Source organism: Mesorhizobium sp. B2-4-17 (genome assembly GCF_006441275.1).
In the GTDB taxonomy this organism is placed as follows: domain Bacteria; phylum Pseudomonadota; class Alphaproteobacteria; order Rhizobiales; family Rhizobiaceae; genus Mesorhizobium.
Window position 1 is genome coordinate 43351 of the sequence record NZ_VFUX01000022.1, and the last position, 16988, is coordinate 60338.

The 16988-nt window shown below is 63.6% G+C and carries 13 protein-coding genes; 12 read left to right on the forward strand and 1 reads right to left on the reverse strand.

The window, feature by feature from the left end:
- Positions 1 to 25 precede the first annotated feature (25 nt).
- Both FJ548_RS18300 and FJ548_RS18305 read left to right on the forward strand, forming a co-directional pair.
- Positions 26 to 811, forward strand: a complete 786-nt coding sequence (locus tag FJ548_RS18300; RefSeq protein ID WP_140607449.1) for a DeoR/GlpR family DNA-binding transcription regulator — start codon at positions 26 to 28, stop codon at positions 809 to 811.
- 82 nt (positions 812 to 893) lie between these two features.
- The gene (locus FJ548_RS18305; protein ID WP_140607448.1) at positions 894 to 3371 is read left to right on the forward strand and encodes an FAD-dependent oxidoreductase; all 2478 of its coding nucleotides are present in this window, start codon (positions 894 to 896) and stop codon (positions 3369 to 3371) included.
- Here FJ548_RS18305 and FJ548_RS18310 read toward each other — a convergent pair.
- A complete protein-coding gene (locus tag FJ548_RS18310) occupies positions 3368 to 4237 on the reverse strand; it encodes a LysR substrate-binding domain-containing protein (RefSeq protein ID WP_140607447.1) in 870 nt (289 codons plus the stop codon). The two genes, FJ548_RS18305 and FJ548_RS18310, sit on opposite strands and share 4 nt — an antisense overlap.
- 155 nt (positions 4238 to 4392) lie before the next feature.
- Here FJ548_RS18310 and FJ548_RS18315 point away from each other — a divergent pair, with 155 nt between their 5' ends.
- The 10 genes from FJ548_RS18315 to FJ548_RS18365 all read left to right on the forward strand — a co-directional run bounded on the left by FJ548_RS18315 (position 4393) and on the right by FJ548_RS18365 (position 16985).
- A complete protein-coding gene (locus FJ548_RS18315; RefSeq protein ID WP_140607446.1) occupies positions 4393 to 6087 on the forward strand; it encodes a Na/Pi cotransporter family protein in 1695 nt (564 codons plus the stop codon).
- 124 nt (positions 6088 to 6211) lie between these two features.
- Positions 6212 to 7411, forward strand: coding sequence for a 2-aminoethylphosphonate--pyruvate transaminase (locus tag FJ548_RS18320; protein ID WP_140607445.1), 1200 nt, complete (start codon positions 6212 to 6214; stop codon positions 7409 to 7411).
- Positions 7412 to 7437: 26 nt separating this feature from the next.
- Complete coding sequence (gene phnA, locus FJ548_RS18325; RefSeq protein ID WP_140698661.1) at positions 7438 to 8694, forward strand: phosphonoacetate hydrolase; 1257 nt, start codon at positions 7438 to 7440, stop codon at positions 8692 to 8694.
- Positions 8695 to 8959: 265 nt separating this feature from the next.
- The gene (phnY, locus tag FJ548_RS18335; RefSeq protein ID WP_140607442.1) at positions 8960 to 10417 is read left to right on the forward strand and encodes a phosphonoacetaldehyde dehydrogenase; all 1458 of its coding nucleotides are present in this window, start codon (positions 8960 to 8962) and stop codon (positions 10415 to 10417) included.
- Positions 10418 to 10490: 73 nt separating this feature from the next.
- Positions 10491 to 11849: an aspartate aminotransferase family protein gene (locus FJ548_RS18340; protein ID WP_140607441.1), complete on the forward strand. Its 1359-nt coding sequence runs from the start codon at positions 10491 to 10493 to the stop codon at positions 11847 to 11849.
- A gap of 2 nt (positions 11850 to 11851) precedes the next feature.
- Positions 11852 to 12862, forward strand: a complete 1011-nt coding sequence (locus FJ548_RS18345) for an NAD(P)-dependent oxidoreductase (protein WP_140698658.1) — start codon at positions 11852 to 11854, stop codon at positions 12860 to 12862.
- A gap of 266 nt (positions 12863 to 13128) precedes the next feature.
- On the forward strand, positions 13129 to 14157 hold the full coding sequence (locus tag FJ548_RS18350; protein ID WP_140607439.1) for a 2-aminoethylphosphonate ABC transporter substrate-binding protein: 1029 nt from the start codon (positions 13129 to 13131) through the stop codon (positions 14155 to 14157).
- Positions 14158 to 14189: 32 nt separating this feature from the next.
- The gene (locus FJ548_RS18355; protein ID WP_140698655.1) at positions 14190 to 15335 is read left to right on the forward strand and encodes an ATP-binding cassette domain-containing protein; all 1146 of its coding nucleotides are present in this window, start codon (positions 14190 to 14192) and stop codon (positions 15333 to 15335) included.
- Positions 15328 to 16185, forward strand: coding sequence for a 2-aminoethylphosphonate ABC transporter permease subunit (locus tag FJ548_RS18360; RefSeq protein WP_140698652.1), 858 nt, complete (start codon positions 15328 to 15330; stop codon positions 16183 to 16185). Before FJ548_RS18355 ends, FJ548_RS18360 begins: the two co-directional genes overlap by 8 nt.
- 2 nt (positions 16186 to 16187) lie before the next feature.
- A complete protein-coding gene (locus FJ548_RS18365; protein ID WP_140607436.1) occupies positions 16188 to 16985 on the forward strand; it encodes an ABC transporter permease subunit in 798 nt (265 codons plus the stop codon).
- The last annotated feature ends 3 nt before the right edge of the window (positions 16986 to 16988 follow it).

Here is a 16988-nt window from a genome sequence, read left to right on the forward strand (position 1 = left end):
GTCAATGCTCGACAAGAGGATCGCCATGTCTCCCGTCAGCCGCCTGCCGGTGCGCGCCCTTGCCCCGCGCCGCCATGACGAAATCCTGCGGCGGCTGAGCGCCCAAGGCTCCGTCAGTGTCGCCGAACTGGCCGGGTTCTTCGAGGTCTCGCGCGAAACCATCCGCCGCGATCTGAAGCTGCTTTCGGAGCAGGGCAGGCTCGGCATCGTGCATGGCGGTGCCGCCCGCTTCGAACCGAGCGAACCGGCGATGAGCCTGCGCAGCCAGGAAAATGCCCATGGCAAGGCGGCGATCGGCAGGGCCGCCGCCGGTCTGGTCAAGGATGGCATGGTGGTCTTTCTCGATTCCGGCACCACCACCTTGGCCGTCGCGCATGCCATGACCGAACTGCGCGATCTCACCATCTGCACGGCAAGCCTGAAGATAGCGCTGCATCTGTGCCATGTGCCGGGCATGCGCGTGCATATGCTGGGCGGCGAGATCGATCCGGGCGAGGAGGCGGCTTCCGGCATCGACACGCTTGATGCAATGGCCCGCTTTCGCGTCGACATCGCCTTTCTCGGTGGTGGTGCCCTGTCGCCGGAAGGCGACGTGACGGACTTCACCCGTGCCGGCGCCGAGCAGCGCGGCCGTATGATCGCGCTCGCCGGCAAGGCCTATTTCGTGCTCGACAGCAGCAAGTTCGGCAAGCTGACACCGCTCAGGATTCCGAATTTCGAACGGGCCGCCGGCGTGATCGTCGACGCCAATCCCGAACCAGCGCTTGCGGAAGCGCTTTCGCAAAAGGGGCCAGAACTCATCGTTGCTTGATGTGATAATTTGTGAGATTTTGAGTTGATATTTGGCATTGCTATGTTAGTATCCCGGCCATCCCTCCAATGGCGGAACGCTCATGGCAAATGAATTTCCCATCCACGCTCGCGTTGTCATCGTCGGCGGCGGCATCATTGGCTGCTCGGTCGCCTATCATCTGACAAAACTCGGCTGGACCGATGTTGTCCTGCTCGAGCAGGGACAACTCAGCGGCGGCACCACCTGGCATGCCGCCGGTCTTGTCGGTCAGTTGCGCAGCCACTCCAACATGACGAGCCTGATCAGATACTCCACCCAGCTTTACAGCGAACTGGAGGCTGAGACCGGTCTCGCCACCGGCTGGAAGAACTGCGGTTCGCTGTCGGTTGCGCGTACCGCGGATCGCATGACGGTGCTGAAGCGCACGGCAGCGTCGGCGCGTGCTCAGGGCGTGGAGATCAACGTCATCTCGCCCAGCGAGGCCGGCGATCTGTGGCCTGTCATGGCGATTGACGATCTGGTCGGTGCCGTCTGGCTGCCAGGCGACGGCAAGGCCAATCCGACTGATCTGACGCAGTCGCTGGCCAAGGGTGCGCGCAACCGCGGCGCGAAAATCCTCGAGCGGGTCAAGGTCTCAGGCATCAGCGTCAGGAACGGCATCGCCTGCGGTGTCGAAACTGACCACGGCAGCATCGCCGCCGAGATCGTCGTCAACTGCGCCGGCCAGTGGGCGCGCAAGGTCGGACTGATGTGCGGCGTCTCGGTACCGCTGCATTCGGCCGAGCACATGTATATCGTCACCGGCAGGATCGAGGGTGTGCATCCTGACCTGCCTGTCATGCGCGATCCCGACGGCTTCATCTATTTCAAGGAAGAGGTCGGCGGCCTGATCATGGGAGGCTTCGAGCCGCATGCCAAGCCCTGGGGCATGAACGGCATCCCCGAAAATTTCGAATTCGCGCTGCTGCCCGACGATTGGGACCAGTTCGAGATCCTGATGGAAAACGCGCTGGTCCGCGTGCCGCAGCTGGCGCATGCCGAGGTCAAGAAATTCTACAACGGTCCCGAAAGCTTCACGCCGGACAACAATTTCATCCTTGGCGAGGCGCCGGAACTGAAGAATTTCTATGTCGGCGCTGGATTCAATTCGATGGGCATCGCCAGCGCCGGCGGCGCCGGCAGGGCGCTGGCCGAATGGATCGTCAACAGTGCGCCCACCATGGATCTGTGGCCGGTCGATATCAGGCGCTTCGCTTCCTTCAACAACAACCCGCGCTGGCTGCATGACCGGGTCAAGGAGACACTCGGCCTGCACTACGCTATGCCATGGCCGAACCGTGAACTCGACACCGCGCGGCCCTTCCGACGCTCGCCGCTCTATGACCGGCTGACCGCCAGGGGCGCCTGCTTCGGCTCAAAGATGGGCTGGGAGCGCGCCAACTGGTTCGCTGCTCCAGGAGAGAAGGCCGAGAACGATTACGCCTTCGGCCGCCAGAATTGGCATGAGGCGGTCCGCCGCGAGATGAAGGCGACACGCGAGGCCGTCGCCATCTTCGACCAGACGTCTTTCGCAAAACTGCTTGTCCAGGGCCGCGACGCTTGCGCCGTGCTGAACCGGATCTGCGCCGGCAATGTCGATGTACCTATAGGTACGTCGGTCTACACGGGCTTGCTCAACGCGCGTGGCGGCTATGAAAGCGACCTCACCGTGATGCGGCTGGATGCGGAGAAGTTCCTCATCGTCACAGGATCCGCGCAAGCGGTCCACGACGCTGACTGGATCGTCAGGAACATTCCGGCCGACGCCCATGCGATCCTGACCGACGTCACCTCGGCCTATGCCGTGCTGGCCGTGATGGGACCACACTCGCGCGATCTTCTCGGCAAACTGTCCTCGGCCGATCTCTCCAACGCGAGCTTTCCCTTCGCCGCCATCCGCGAGATCGATATCGGCCATGCCACCGCCCATGCCAACCGCATGACCTATGTCGGTGAACTCGGCTGGGAATTGATCGTGCCGACAGAATTCGCCGTTGGCGTCTACGAGGCGCTGCATGAGGCAGGGGGTGAATTCGGCTTGGCTGACGCCGGCTACTACGCGCTCGATGCCTTGCGCATCGAAAAGGGTTTTCGCGCCTGGGGCAGGGAATTGACGCCGGATATCAACCCTTGGCAGGCCGGGCTTGGCTTTGCCGTCGCTATCGACAAGCCGGGCGGCTTCATCGGCCGCGACGCGCTGGTCGAGGCAAGGTCTGCGGCGGCACCGGCCAAGCGCATCGTGCTGTTCACGCTCGACGATGCCGAGCCGATGCTGTGGGGCGGTGAGCTGATCCTGCGTGACGGCAAGCCGGTCGGCGAGGTTCGCTCGGCGGCCTATGGCCACACGCTGGGCCGCTCGGTCGCGCTCGGGCTGGTCGAAAACGAAACCGGCGTCGACGCCCAATTCCTCAGCGGTGGCCGTTTCGAAATCGACCTCGCTGGCGTTCGCCATACGGCAACGGCGCACCTGCGCAGCCCCTACGATCCGAAATCAGAGCGGGTGAAGGCGGATAGGGTTGAGGTTCGCGCCGCCGCTTAATCCGCCGACATCGAGCGCGCCATGTCGAGAAAGGCGCGCACCAGCTTGCCGCCGCTGCGCTCGCGCAGGCAGATCAGCGCTTCGTCCATCAAGGTTTCGGGAGCGTCGATGGTGATCGGGACGAGCCGCGAATCCTGGCCGAATTCGGCCGCCGAGACAAAGCCGATGCCGGCGCCCGAGGCGACGATCTCGCGGACGGCCTCGCGGCCCTCGGCCTCGATCACCGGCCTCAGTTCGACCTTCGAGGCAGCAGCGAGGTCTTCGAGCTTCTGGCGGGTCTTCGAGCCGCGCTCGCGCATGACCAGCGATTCCTGCGCGAGCTGCTTGAGGGTCAGCGATTTCTTGCCGGACAGCGGGTGGTCGATGGAGGTGAAGGCGATGATCGGCGTCGAGTTGAGCTTCAGCACTTCGAAGTCTCGCCCGGCCGGCACCTCGCCCAGCACGCCGATGTCGGCATCATAGCTGTAGAGGCTGCTGATGACCGTCTCGGTGTTGCCGGCGCGCACCGACACCTGGACGCCGGGATAACGGGCCCGGAAGCTGCCGAGGATATGAAGCAGGTGATGTGCGGCGTCCGCGACGATGCGCAGCGTGCCGGAACGCAGCGCGCGCGATTCGGTGAGCAGTTCCAGTGCCTGCTGTTCGGTGTCGAACATGCGGTGGGTTATCTCGAGCAGCTTCTGGCCCGAATGGGTCAGCGTGACCTGCTTCTTGTTCCGATTGAACAGCAGGACATCATATTCTTCCTCGAGCTTGCGCACCTGGTCGGAAATGGCCGGCTGGGTCAGGAACAGCGCTTCGGCCGCTCGCGAAAAGCCGCCCGAGATCGCCACTTGATGAAAGGCCCGCAACTGGACGTAGCGCATCTTTTCCGCCGTTCGAGGTCAGGAAGAGTGGATATCTTACCATAAGCCAGATTAACTAAAAGATAGAAATGAACGATTTGACTTATGTTCGGTCAAACTTAGCCTGAGTAAAGGTCGACGTCTCTGCCGGCCACGGACATTCCGGAGGCGTAGCCATGCAATTTTCCCTCATCCTGCTGCATCTGGCGGGTGCCGTCATGCTGCTGCTCTGGGCCGTGCGCATGGTGCGCACCGGCGTCGAGCGGGCCTGCGGGCCTGCATTGCGCGATGCACTGAGACAGGCTCGCGGTGCGCGGATCAAATCGGCGGGGGTCGGCACCGTGCTTGCCGTCCTGCTGCAAAGTTCCACGGCCGTCGCCATGCTGGCAGCTGGCTTTGCCGCAAGCGGTATGGTTTCGGTTTCGGCCGGGCTGGCAATCCTGCTTGGCGCCGATCTTGGCTCCGCCTTGGTCGTGCAGGTGCTCTCGTTCGACTTGAGCTGGCTCGTACCCGCGCTGATCCTGATCGGCGGCGCGATGTTCCTGAAGTTCGAGGCGCGCGGCATCAAGCAAGGTGGGCGCATCCTGATGGGCATAGCGTTCGTTCTGTTGTCGCTGCACATGATCGGCGAGGCGACCGCGCCGATGCGCCAGAGCACGCTGCTGCCCTTGGTGATTTCCTATTTGCGCGCGGACTATTTCACGGCCTTTGCCGCCGCCGCCCTGTTCACGTGGCTGATCCATTCCAGCGTGGCGGCGATCCTGCTGTTCGTCACGCTCGCCGCGCAAGGCGTCTTGCCTGTCGAGGTCGGTCTGTTCTTCATCCTCGGCGCCAATTGCGGCGGTGCGCTGATCGCGGTGTGGCTGACGCGCGGCGAGCCCGTCGAGGCGCGCCGCATCCCCCTTGGCAATCTGATCTTCCGCGGCACGGCCGCGCTCGCCGCCCTGTTCGCCCTTCAGGAAATGGCGTTCCCGACACATCTTTTCGGTGCGACAGAAGGCCGGCAACTGGTCAACCTGCATCTCGCCTTCAATCTGGCTCTGGTCATCTGCTGCCTGCCCTTCGCTGGCCTGGTGGAAAGGCTGGTGACCTTGCTGGTCGCCGACAAGCCGCCGGCAAAGGACAGTACTGATCTGATGTCGCGTCGCGCCAGCGCGCTCGATCGCAGCGTCATGCGGACACCCCGTCTTGCGCTGGCCAGCGCGACCCGCGAGTTGCTGCGCATGGGTGAAGTCGTCGAGGTGATGCTGGGTCCGGTGATGGATTTCTTCGACGCCGGCACTGCCGATCAGATCCGTCAGGCGCGCAAGCTCGATGACGAGGTCAACCGCGCCCACACCGACATCAAGCTCTACATTGCCGAGGTCAACCGCGGCAGCATGACCGCGGCCGAGGCCCGCCGCGGCATCGAACTCACCGATTTCGCCATCAATCTCGAACGGGCCGGCGATATCGTCGCCAAGAACCTGCTCGTGCTTGCCGGGGAATTGCGGGACAAGAATCTGCGCTTTTCACGCGACGGCTGGGGCGAACTGGGCGGGCTTCACAGCCGTGTCATGGCCAACATGCAGCTTGCGCTCAACGTGTTGGTATCGGGCGACCTCGATTCGGCGCGGCAACTCGTGGTCGAGAAGGAGCGTATGCGCAAGCTGGAACGCATGAGCCATGATCGTCACCTCAAGCGCCTGCAATCGGGAATGCCGCAGAGCATCGACACCAGCGACATTCATCTGGAGGCGGTCAGGGCGCTGAAGGAAATCAACTCGCTGATGGCGTCGGTCGCCTATCCCCTGCTGACGCAAAGCGGCGATCTGCTTGAAAGCCGGCTGGCCACGGGCGCCGCGGACGCAATGGCGCCCGTGCCGGCCTGACAGAGATGGCAATTCTACCATCGTGGAAATCGATACTTCGATACAAAATAACGATTTTACAAATATGTCATTCCGGCCGAGAGTAAGGCCGCATCAAAAAGCAGCGACCTGTCGGAGGACACCCATGCTCGCCGAGACGAAATTTGCCGCGGAGCCGCTGGCCATGCCGGCGCTGGGCGAGCCCTATCTCTTGACCCCGGGCCCGCTCACCACGGCCTATTCGGTCAAGCAGGCCATGCTGCGCGACTGGGGATCGTGGGACGGCGACTTCCGCGCCATGACATCAGACATGCGCCGCCGCCTGCTGGCGCTGACCGGTGACGCGAAAGGCGAATTCGATTGCGTGCCGATGCAGGGCAGCGGCTCCTTCTGCGTCGAGGCGATGCTGGGCTCGTTCGTGCCGAAAGATGGCAAGGTTCTGGTGCTGGCCAACGGCGCCTACGGCCTGCGCGCCGCGCAGACCATGCAGTATCTCGGTCGTGCCTATACGCTGATCGACAAGGGCGACTATCTGCCGCCGCGCGGCGACGAGGTAGCGGCAGCCCTTGAAGCCGACCCCGCCATCACGCATGTCATCGCCATCCATTGCGAAACCAGCTCGGGCATCCTCAATCCGGTCGCCGAGATTGCCGAGGCCGTCCAAGCCAAGGGCCGCAAGCTGCTGGTCGATTCCATGAGTGCCTTCGGCGCGGTCGCGCTCGACGTCAACGAGATCCGCTACGAGGCGATGGTTTCCTCCGCCAACAAATGCATCGAGGGTGTGCCAGGCTTCGGCTTCATCATCGCCCGCAAAAGCGAACTCGAGGCCGCCAAGGGCCGCAGCCACTCGCTGTCGCTCGACGTCCACGCGCAATGGGCGCATATGAACAAGACCGGCCAATGGCGCTACACGCCGCCGACGCATGTCGTTGCCGCCTTCCTCGAGGCGCTCCGCCAGCACGAAGCCGAAGGCGGCGTCGTTGGCCGTGGCGCCCGCTACACCAGGAACCGCGACGTCATGGTGGCCGGCATGCGCGAACTCGGTTTCGAGACCTTGCTGAAAGACCGTTGGCTGTCGCCGATCATTGTCACCTTCTTCAATCCGGCCCATGCCAACTTCGCCTTTGATCGCTTCTACGAGCTGATGAAGGACAAGGGCTTCATCATCTATCCGGGTAAGCTGACGGTCGTGGATTCCTTCCGCGTCGGCTGCATCGGCCAGATGGACGAACATGTCATGCGCCGCGTCGTCGAGGCAGCGGCGGAGTCACTGAAGGAAATGGGCGTCGACACCGCCGCTCCACCCGCCGCGGCAATCGCCGAGCGTGCCAAACTCGCCGCCTGAAGCGGCAGGATTTCAAGGGATTTTCGATGAACCAGATGTCTCCCGTTAACGTCGCCGTCAACGGCCGCACCTACGCCTGGCCGCGCGTGCCCGCCATCGCCATTTGTCTCGATGGCTGCGAGCCGGCCTATCTCGACGAGGCTATTCATGCCGGGCTGATGCCGGCTTTGGTCAGGATCAAGCAGAAGGGCACGGTGCTCATGGCGCACTCGGTCATCCCGAGCTTCACCAACCCCAACAATCTCTCGATCGCCACCGGCCGGCCGCCGTCGGTGCATGGCATCTGCGGCAACTATCTCTACGAGCGTGAGACCGGCAAGGAAGTGATGATGAACGACCCGCGCTTCCTGCGCGCGCCGACCATCTTCCAGGCCTTCTACGACGCCGGCGCCAAGGTTGCCGTGGTGACCGCCAAGGACAAATTGCGCGCGCTGCTCGGCAAGGGGCTGGCTTTCGACGAAGGCCGTGCGCTGTGCTTCTCGGCGGAAAAGTCCGACACCACCACCAAGGCCGAGCACGGCATCGACAACGCCTCGAAGCACTTCGGCCTCCCGGTGCCGGAAGTCTATTCAGCTGAGCTGTCGGAATTCGTCTTCGCCGCAGGCGTCCAACTGCTGAAGGAATTCCGCCCTGACATCATGTACCTGACCACCACCGACTACGTGCAGCACAAATATGCGCCCGGCGTGCCACAGGCCAACGCCTTCTACGAGATGTTCGACAAGTACCTGACCGAACTCGATGCGCTGGGCGCGGCGATCGTCGTCACCGCCGACCATGGCATGAAGCCCAAGCACAAGGCGGACGGCTCGCCCGACGTCGTCTATGTCCAGGACCTGCTCGACGAATGGCTGGGAAAGGACGCCGCCCGCGTGATCCTGCCGATCACTGATCCCTATGTCGTGCACCACGGCGCGCTCGGCTCCTTCGCCACCGCCTATCTGCCTGATGGCGCGGACCAGGCCGACATCATGGCGCGTCTGGCCAAGGTCGACGGCATCATGCTGGTCGTCGACAGCCCGACGGCCTGCGAACGTTTCGAACTGCCGGCCGACCGCATCGGCGACATCGTGCTGATCTCGACCGAGAACAAGACCATTGGCACCAGCGAACACCGGCATGATCTCGCGGCCCTCAACGAACCGCTGCGCTCGCATGGCGGGCTGACCGAGCAGGAAGTGCCGTTCATCGTCAACCGCGTGCTGCCGGACCTGCCGAATGAGCCAACCTTGCGCAATTTCGACGCCTTCTACTACGCTACCATGGCAGCGGCTTTGGCGTGACGGGTGAGTTGGGCGCCGGTTGGGTGTGTCGCCATCCATGATGGCACTGGTCGACCCCCACTCCGGCCTCCGGGCCACCTCTCCCCCGATCGACGGGGGAGAGGAAGGGCGCGCGGGCTCGTCAGCCTTGGCTCCCTTCCTCTCCCTCCGGAGGGGGGAGAGGCGGCGCCGCGAAGCGGCGACGGAGTGGGGGAAGCCGTTGCAGAGACGCGATGGCCTAGCCGATAAAGATCAATGTAGCTCACTGAGCACCAGGAACACTCACATGACCAAACTTGACCCTGCCATCAAAGTTCGCCACGAGCCGATGCGCATTGCCGGCAAGAAGGTCGATGCCGACAGCGTCGTCGAGGTGCGCTATCCCTGGAACGACACTGTCATCGGCACTGTGCCGGCCGGTGGCGCCGAACACGCCCGCCAGGCCTTCGAAATCGCGGCTGGCTACAAATCGAAACTGACGCGTTACGAGCGCCAGCAGATCCTGTTCCGTACCGCCGAAGCGCTGGCATCGCGCAAGGAGGAAATCTCCGATCTCATCACGCTGGAACTCGGCATCTCCAAGACCGACTCGCTCTATGAAGTCGGCCGCGCCTATGACGTGTTCACGCTGTCGGCGCAGATGTGCATCCAGGACGACGGCCAGATCTTCTCCTGCGATCTCACACCGCATGGCAAGGCACGCAAGATATTCACGACGCGTGAGCCGCTGAAGGCGATCTCGGCGATCACGCCGTTCAACCATCCGCTCAACATGGTCTCGCACAAGGTGGCACCGGCGATCGCCACCAACAATTGCGTGGTGGTGAAACCGACCGAACTGACGCCGATGACGGCGCTGCTGCTCGCCGACATCCTCTACGAAGCCGGCCTGCCGCCGGAAATGCTCTCGGTGGTGACCGGCTGGCCGGCCGACATCGGCAACGAAATGATCACCAACGAGAACATCGACCTGATCACATTTACTGGCGGTGTGCCGGTCGGCAAGATGATCGCCCGCACCGCCGGCTACAAGCGCCAGGTGCTGGAACTCGGCGGCAACGATCCCCTGATCATCCTCAACGATCTCTCCGACGACGATCTGGCCAAGGCCGCCGATCTCGCCGTCGCGGGTGCAACCAAGAACTCCGGCCAGCGCTGCACGGCGGTCAAGCGCATCCTCGTCCAGGAAAGCGTCGCTGACCGTTTCGTGCCGATGGTGCTGGAGCGAGCGAAGAAGATCCGCTTCGGCGATCCGATGGATCGCGCGACCGATCTCGGCACCGTTGTGCACGAGAAGGCGGCGGCTTTGTTCGAAGCCCGCGTTCACATGGCCGCCGAGCAGGGCGCGGAAATCCTCTACAACCCCGGCCGCCAGGGTGCGCTGCTGCCGCCGATCGTCGTCGATCGTGTGCCGCACACATCCGAACTGGTGATGGAAGAGACCTTCGGGCCGATCATCCCCATCGTGCGCGCGCCGGACGATGACGAGGCGCTGATCGCGTTGTCCAACTCAACCGCCTTCGGCCTGTCGTCGGGCGTCTGCACCAATTCCTTTCCCCGCATGCAGAGGTACATCGCCGGCCTGCAGGTCGGCACGGTCAACATCTGGGAAGTGCCGGGTTACCGCATCGAGATGTCGCCATTTGGCGGTATCAAGGATTCGGGCAATGGCTACAAGGAAGGCGTCATCGAGGCGATGAAGAGCTATACCAATGTAAAGACGTTTTCGCTGCCCTGGTCCTGACCGGACCACACTGGCTGGCAGGACAAATCGAGGGGGCGTTTCGCGCTCCCTCATTCGCGTTTCGGAGAGGGTTATGGCCCCAATATCTGAGCTTGTGCATACCGAGGGCGATTCCAACACCACGGCGGCGCGCGGCCGCTGGGACGCCGGCCAGGATGATCCGCGTATCCGCGGCCTGCTCGACCGCGACGCGGCCGCTTTCATGCACCAGAGCCTGTCCAGTCCCTGCCTGTCGACGATCGCCAAGGCGGAAGGCATCTGGATCGAGGACATCGCCGGCCGGCGCTTGATGGATTTCCACGGCAACAGCGTGCATCACCTTGGTTACGGCCATCCAAGGCTGGTGGCGGCAATCAAGAAGCAGCTCGACGAGCTCTGCTTTGCGCCGCGCCGCTTCACTTGCGAGCCCGCGGTCGAACTGGCCGAGAAATTGGCGGCACTTGCACCCGGCGACCTCGGCAAGGTGCTGTTCACCACGGGCGGCTCGGATGCAATCGAGGTGGCGCTGAAGATCGCGCGTGCCGCGACTGGCCGCTTCAAGACGGTGTCGTTCTGGGACGCCTTCCATGGCGCTGGCTTCGGCGCCGCCAGCGTCGGCGGCGAGGCGACCTTCCGTTCCCATATCGCCGGCCCGATGATGACCGGCACCGAGCATGTCGCGCCCTGGGACGGCTATCGCTGCCCCTACGGCCACGATTCACTGGAAGCATCCGGGCTCGCTTGCGCCAATATGATCGCCTACGTGCTCGGCCGCGAGCAGGACGTGGCGGCGGTCGTCGCCGAGCCGATGCGGGCGACGCCAAACCCGCCGCCGCCTGGTTTCTGGAAGCGGGTGCGCGAGGCCTGCGACCGGCACGGCACGCTGCTGATCTTCGACGAGATCCCGACCGGGCTCGGCAAGACGGGAAAATTCTTCGCCCACGACCATGATGGCGTGACGCCCGACATCGTCGTTCTCGGCAAATCGCTCGGCGGCGGCATCTTGCCGATCGCCGCCGTCATTGCCCGCCGCGACCTCGATGTCACGGGCGGCTTTGCCATTGGCCACTATACCCACGAGAAGAACCCGGTGACGACGCGCGCCGCGCTGACGACAATCGACATTATCCTGGAAGAAGGGCTAGTCGAGCGCTCGGCCGAACTCGGTCGGCACATGCTCGGACGCATGCAGGATCTGATGGCGCGCTCGCCTCATGTCGGCGACGTCAGGGGCAGGGGGCTGATGGGCGGCGTCGAACTCGTCCAGGACCGAGCCACGCGCCAGCCGGCACGTGAACTTGCGGAACGCGTCTTCTACACGTGCCTGGAGCAAGGGCTGAGCTTCAAAATCAGCCAGGGCAATGTGCTGACGCTCTCGCCGCCGCTGGTCATCTCGAAAGCCGATCTCGATCGCGCGCTGGATGTCGTCGAGGCCGCGGTGCTGGCGGCCTGACCATGAAGGCCGTGCGCACCGATCAGGAACTCGAATGCCCCGGCATCGACGCCGGCTTGCGGGCGAGGGGCGTCGAACTGGTGACGCTGCCGGACGGCATTCCCGAAGCCGATCTCATCAGCGCGGTCGCCGACGCCGACCTCCTGCTCATGTGCTACACGCCGATTACCGCTGCGGTGATCGAGGCAGCTCCCAGATTGAAGGGCATCGTCAAATATGGCGTCGGCATCGACGCCATCGACATTCCGGCCGCGATGCGGCGCGGCATCCCGGTCGTCAACGTGCCCGAATATGCCGAGGAAACCGTCGCCGAAGGCGCCTTCGCGCTGATGATCGCGCTGGCCAAGCGGCTGCCGGCCATTACGGCGGCGGTGTCGCGCGATGGCTGGGTCTGGGCCGGGCAGCGTTGGCTTGGGCGCGATATTTCCGGCGCCACGCTGGGCCTAGTCGGCTGCGGCAAGATCGGCCGCAGCATGGCGCGCATGGCCGGGCAAGGGTTTCACGCACGGGTTCTTGGTTTCGATCCCGGTGTCGATGCAGCGACGATGCACGCTGCCGGCATCGAGAAGGCCGACGATCTCCACACCATGCTACAGGCCTGCGACTTCGTTTCCATCCATTGTGTGCTGAACGACAAGACACGTGGCCTGATCGGCAAGGCCGAACTCGCTTGCATGAAACCTTCCGCCGTCATCGTCAACGTTTCTCGCGGCGCGCTGATCGATGAGGCGGCACTCGTCGAGGCGATCCTCGCCGGGCGCATAGCCGGCGCCGGGCTCGACGTCTATTCGGTCGAGCCTCTGGCGAAGTCCGGCCATCCGATGAGCGCATTGTTCGGTCGCGACAATGTGATCCTCTTTCCGCATCTCACATTTTTCACGGCGGAAGCGATGCGCCGGCTTGAACAGGATACGCTCGCCCGCTGCTTCGAAATCCTCGACGGACGTCCGGTGACCATCCGCTCGTTCGATCCTCGTCTGCGGGCGCAGACGGCAGGCGTTTTATTCTCCTGATTTCCATCACCTTTTAACTTTCAGGACCCCTGCCTCGGGCCGGTTCCGCGACCCTGAAATGCGTCCACGACATGGATGCGACAGTTCTATGACAAATATCAGAGGAAGTTTGCCTGTCATAAAATAAATAGATTTTACTTATCGATCACCAATCCTCAGAGTTGTCACAACGACGACATCCAATCGGCTCAACGTCCGTCAGAGGCCGAGCCGATTGGTCCTAGTGCATCGCAGAATGTGCCTTCAATCATAAAGGGGAACTGGTCATGAAATCACGAAACGCAACCATGGTCGCGGCCTTTGCCGCATTGCTCGCGTCGGCCGCTCTCGTCGGACCGGCACTCGCCGACGGCGTCGTCACCATCTATTCCGCCGATGGCCTGCATGACGGCAACGGCAGCTGGTACGAGACCGAATTCGCCGCCTTCACCAAGGCCACCGGCATCACCGTGCAGTATATCGAGGCAGGTTCGGGCGGCGTCGTCGAGCGCGTCGCCAAGGAGAAGTCGAACCCGCAGGCCGACGTTCTGGTGACCTTGCCCCCCTTCATCCAGCGCGCGGCCGCAGACGGCCTGCTGCAGGATTACAAGCCTGAGGCCGCATCCCAGATCGACGGCGGCACCGACAAGTACCGGCCGCTGGTCAACAACTACATGAACTTCATCTACAACAGCGCCGTGCTATCGGAAGCGCCGAAGAGCTACAACGACCTGCTCGATCCGAAGTTCAAGGGCAAGATCCAGTATTCGACTCCTGGCCAGGCCGGCGACGGCACCGCCGTCATGCTGCAGATCATTCACGCCTTCGGCGGCGAGGATGCGGGCTTCGCCTTCATGAAGAAACTGCAGGACAACAATGTCGGCCCGTCCGCCTCGACCGGCAAGCTGACCGCACTGGTCAACAAGGGTGAATTGCATGTCGCCAATGGCGATTTGCAGATGAACATGTCGCAGATGGCCGACAATCCCAACATCAAGGTGTTCTGGCCCGCTGGTCCGGACGGCACTCGCTCCACCTTCGCGCTGCCCTATGAAATCGGCCTGGTCACCGGTGCGCCGAACGCCGACAACGGCAAGAAGCTGATCGACTTCCTGCTATCCAAGGAAGCCCAGTCCACCGTAAGCTCGATTGCCATCGGTATGCCCGCCCGCAAGGACGTGAAGCCGTCCGACGCCAATTTCGCCAAGTTGCAGGAGGCGATGAAGGGCCTGACCATCTGGTCGCCGAACTGGGATGACGCGCTGGCCAAGCTTCCCGACTACGTCAAGAAGTGGAACGAAGCGACCGGAAGTTGATCCCCAAGGGAACCAGTCGGGAGAACAACGCCATGTCGGCCGTCGCCTTCACGGGTACCAGTGTCATGGATATCGACGCCGCGAAGGTTCGCGGCGCCGGTTCCAACGTCCACTTCGACAGGGTCAGCGTCGCTTATGGCGCGCATGTCGTGCTGCATCCGCTGACCCTGGACATCGCACCGGGCGAGATCCTGGCAATGATCGGCCCTTCCGGCTCAGGCAAGACAACTGCCTTGCGGGCCGTGGCCGGTTTCGTGCGGCCTGCAAGCGGCCGCATCCGCATCGGCGCCACCGACGTCACCGATCTGCCGCCTTATCAGCGTGGTCTCGGCATGGTGGTTCAGAATTACGCGCTGTTTCCGCATATGCGGGTCGAGGACAACGTTGCCTTCGGCCTCAGGGCACAAGGCGCCGACAAGGCGCTGATCGCCGAACGGGTCGAGGATGCACTCGGCACGGTAGGCATGTCTGCCTTTGCCAGGCGCTATCCGCGCGAGCTTTCGGGCGGCCAGCAGCAGCGTGTCGCGATTGCACGGGCCCTGGCGGTGCGACCGCGCGTGCTCCTGCTCGACGAACCGCTCTCGGCGCTCGACGCGCAGATCCGCCGCAACATGGTCGAGGAGATCGCCCGCCTACACCGCAGCCTGCCGGGCCTGACGATCCTCTACGTCACCCATGACCAGACCGAGGCGCTGACCCTTGCCGACAAGATCGCCATCATGCGCGACGGCAGGGTCTGTTCGCACGGACCGACGACGGAACTCTACCGCCGTCCACCAAACCGTTTTACCGCCGAATTCCTCGGCCGCGCCAACCTTCTGCCGGTGACCGTTGCCGAGCCTGTCGGGCCGAAGGGTTTTGCCACGGCAAGGCACGGCGATGCGCTGCTCACCGGCGCCGGTCGTGACGAGAAGGCCGGCGACAAGAGCCTGCTCTGCATCAGACCGCAGCATCTCAGCCTGACGGCCGACAGCGAGCACACCAATCGCATCGTCGGCACACTCAGGGAAGTGCACTGGCAGGGCGAACTGACCCATCTCGTGCTCGATGTCGAGGGCACGCCGGTGCGCGTCTCGGCAACGAAACTGCCCATGGCGTTGCCGGAGCCCGGCGCAAGGGTGCCGCTGTTCTTCGCACCTGCCGACACGTCGCTGCTTCCGGAAGACGCCGGTGTCTGAGGCTGTCGCCCTCCGCGCGCCGGCGATCAGGAGAGAACCCGGCAAATTCTGGATCGTGCCGCCGGCGGCGCTGCTGGCGCTGCTGTTCTTCTATCCGCTGGCGCTGATTGCCCGGCAGGCCTTCCTTGACGACAGCGGTGTCGCCAACATCGCCGAGATCGTCCGTGTCCTGCATTCGCGCTTCTTCCTCAACGCGCTGATCAACACGGTGACGATCTCGGTCGCCGCTACGGCCGGATGCCTGATCGTCGGGCTCGTGCTGGCATTGATCCTGGCCTTCGTGCCGTTTCCCGGCAGCGGCTTCATCGCCCGACTGATCGACACTTTCATCGCATTGCCAACCTTCCTGGTGACGCTGGCCTTCACCTTTCTTTACGGCTCCGCCGGCATGCTCAATTCGGGGCTGATGGAGGTCTTCTCGCTGCCGCTGCCGCCGGTCGATTTCCTTTATTCGACCTGGGGCGTGGTGCTGGCCGAAGTCACCGTCTACACGCCCTTCATCCTGCGGCCGCTGCTCGCCGCCTTCTCCCTGGTCGACCGCGGCCAGATCGAAGCGGCAAGCGTGCTTGGGGCGAGACCTTTCCGCATCGTGCGCCAGGTCATCCTGCCGGCCGCGGTGCCCGCGCTCATCGCCGGCGGCAGCCTCTGCCTGCTGTTGACCGTCAACGAATTCGGCATCGTGTTGTTCATTGGCGCCAAGGGCGTCATCACGCTGCCGCTGCTGATCTACGGCAAGGCGATCCAGGAATCGGCCTATCAGGTCGCCTGCATCATCGCCGTGATCAACATTGCGCTGTCGCTCGGTCTTTTCGGCCTCTACCGCTTCGCCGCCGGCCGGTTGGGGGTCTAGCCATGCTGGTCTGGTCGCGCTCCGGTCGCGCTGTTCTATGGGTGCTCTTCGCGCTGATCTTCGGTGTGCTGTTCCTGGCGCCGCTGGCGGTCATCCTCTTGTCCAGCCTTGCCGACCAGTGGAATGGCGTGCTGCCCAATGGCTTGACGACGGAGCACTACGCCGACGTCGTCAAGGGCGCGGCCTGGAATTCGGTCAAGGCGAGCCTCATCACCGGCTTCCTGGCCAGCGCCTTGGCGCTGGTCAGCGGCACCTGGGCGGCCCTTTCGCTTCGCCTTCAGGGCGATGCCTTGAAGCGGCCGCTTGGCCTGTTGTTCTTTATCCCCAGCGCGGTGCCTTCGGTATCCGTCGGGCTTGGCCTGCTGGTTGCGTTCAGCCATCCGCCGCTTCTGCTCAACGGCACGGTGGCGATCGTGATGATCGCGCATTTCGTGCTGATCTCGGCTTTCACTTTCGGCAACGTCTCGGCCGGTTTGGCACGGCTTTCGCCCGATTTCGAACAGGTGGCGTCAAGCCTCGGCGCGCGGCCCGCATACCGGCTCTGGCATGTCACGCTGCCCTTGCTGGCCCCCTATCTGGTCGCCGCTTTCGGCCTGAGCTTCGCGCTGTCGATGGGTGAACTCGGCGCCACCGTCATGGTCTATCCGCCGGGCTGGGTGACGCTGCCGGTGTCGATCTTCAGCCTCACCGATCGTGGCGATATATTTGCAGGTGCGGCCCTGACGATGATCCTGGTGGTGGCGACCTTGGTGCTGCTGCTTGGGCTCGAGCGCATCACCGCGCGCGCCACTGGCTCGTAAATT

Coding starts and splice junctions, on each gene's coding strand:
- FJ548_RS18315 (WP_140607446.1), top strand. CDS start 4,393: ATGCAATTTTCCCTCATCCTGCTGCATCTGGCGGGTGCCGTCATGCTG.
- FJ548_RS18320 (WP_140607445.1), top strand. CDS start 6,212: ATGCTCGCCGAGACGAAATTTGCCGCGGAGCCGCTGGCCATGCCGGCG.
- FJ548_RS18300 (WP_140607449.1), top strand. CDS start 26: ATGTCTCCCGTCAGCCGCCTGCCGGTGCGCGCCCTTGCCCCGCGCCGC.
- FJ548_RS18340 (WP_140607441.1), top strand. CDS start 10,491: ATGGCCCCAATATCTGAGCTTGTGCATACCGAGGGCGATTCCAACACC.
- phnY (WP_140607442.1), top strand. CDS start 8,960: ATGACCAAACTTGACCCTGCCATCAAAGTTCGCCACGAGCCGATGCGC.
- FJ548_RS18355 (WP_140698655.1), top strand. CDS start 14,190: ATGTCGGCCGTCGCCTTCACGGGTACCAGTGTCATGGATATCGACGCC.
- FJ548_RS18350 (WP_140607439.1), top strand. CDS start 13,129: ATGAAATCACGAAACGCAACCATGGTCGCGGCCTTTGCCGCATTGCTC.
- phnA (WP_140698661.1), top strand. CDS start 7,438: ATGAACCAGATGTCTCCCGTTAACGTCGCCGTCAACGGCCGCACCTAC.
- FJ548_RS18310 (WP_140607447.1), bottom strand. CDS start 4,237: ATGCGCTACGTCCAGTTGCGGGCCTTTCATCAAGTGGCGATCTCGGGC.
- FJ548_RS18345 (WP_140698658.1), top strand. CDS start 11,852: ATGAAGGCCGTGCGCACCGATCAGGAACTCGAATGCCCCGGCATCGAC.
- FJ548_RS18365 (WP_140607436.1), top strand. CDS start 16,188: ATGCTGGTCTGGTCGCGCTCCGGTCGCGCTGTTCTATGGGTGCTCTTC.
- FJ548_RS18305 (WP_140607448.1), top strand. CDS start 894: ATGGCAAATGAATTTCCCATCCACGCTCGCGTTGTCATCGTCGGCGGC.